This window comes from Geobacillus sp. WSUCF1 (assembly GCF_000422025.1).
Taxonomy (GTDB): Bacteria; Bacillota; Bacilli; order Bacillales; family Anoxybacillaceae; genus Geobacillus; species Geobacillus zalihae.
Window position 1 is genome coordinate 1 of the sequence record NZ_ATCO01000202.1, and the last position, 1200, is coordinate 1200.

At 43.5% G+C, this 1200-nt stretch carries 1 pseudogene; it reads right to left on the reverse strand.

What is annotated here, in order from left to right:
- Nucleotides 1-1076, reverse strand: a pseudogene (locus I656_RS0116830) (ISL3 family transposase); the annotation flags it as partial.
- Nucleotides 1077-1200: the final 124 nt, after the last annotated feature.

Below are 1200 nucleotides of genomic sequence, written 5' to 3' on the forward strand. Positions count from 1 at the left end.
CCATATGCCCGGCGTTTGATATTTTTGATCTTGTGATTGCTGCCTTCCATTCGTGCATTCGTATACGGGTACAAAAAGTATTGAAGAATAGGCTCCTTCCACCTTTCAAAAGTGTTAGCTGCTTGTTGAAAAGAGACAAAAGGGCTTTTCTTTGCTAACCAAATCCATTATTCCAAGCATTCTTTTGCTTGGTCATAATGATCGGTTCGGTAGAAATCTCGAAATAGCTCCTTGAGATAATAAGCAATCGAAAGTGCGGGATATTCCTCCAAGATATCGTTCAATCGAAACTGCTGATTCTTACGAAGTTTTTCATACCCTTTTAACAGAAGGAATCTAGCCTTTTTCAATCGCGGGAACTCTTTTCGCGCCTGATCCAAGGCTTGTGTCACCTTTTGAACCACATGGTACTTATCGATAACAATCGAAGCAGATGGAAACAGAGCGCGAACCTCCTTGTGATAGGGTTCCCACATGTCAAGAATCACCGTTTGGACCATTTCTTTTGACAGGACGTTTCGGCTCAACAAGTTTATGGCAGAGTCATATTGGCGATCGGCGTGCATTCCCATGACTGATCCGGCTTTGGCATCCATCAACACGGTTTCGTACTGATGTCCCTTTTTTACAGCGATTTCATCTAAGCTAAGCGCCATCCCTTCCTGAAAAGATGCCTCCGTTGCTGTTTGGCGTTCTTTTGCTTTTTTTGACGCGATGGAGTAATAAATGCGCTCCAATGTCGTATATGGGATGCGGTGCTTTCGACTGACCTCTTGAATGGTGGAGCCTTCACACAGTTCATACAAGTACTCATAAAATCGATTGGTGTCATGCCGGTTTGGTTGAATCGACTCCAAAGTGGCGGAAAACACTTGGGAACAATTCCAGCATCGATAGCGCTTTACCTTTACGAACAAGTACACCGGTTGATGGAAAATCGCCAAATCCCGTACTTTTCTTGTCCGTCTGTCGTGGACAGAGGAAGTGGCAAACCCACAATGAGGACAACGTCCCTGTGTCTCTGTTTTCTCTATATGAATCGCATAACCATAGGAAAGAAGTTCTTGTTTAACCATTTGAAATTCTGGCAATCCTAGTGATATAGAAAGCGCTTACGAGACCTCCTTAATGTTTGTTTCGTCGCTAACATTATTGCCAAGATCTTGTTAGTGCTTTCTCTTTTCCGTGAAAATCCCCACC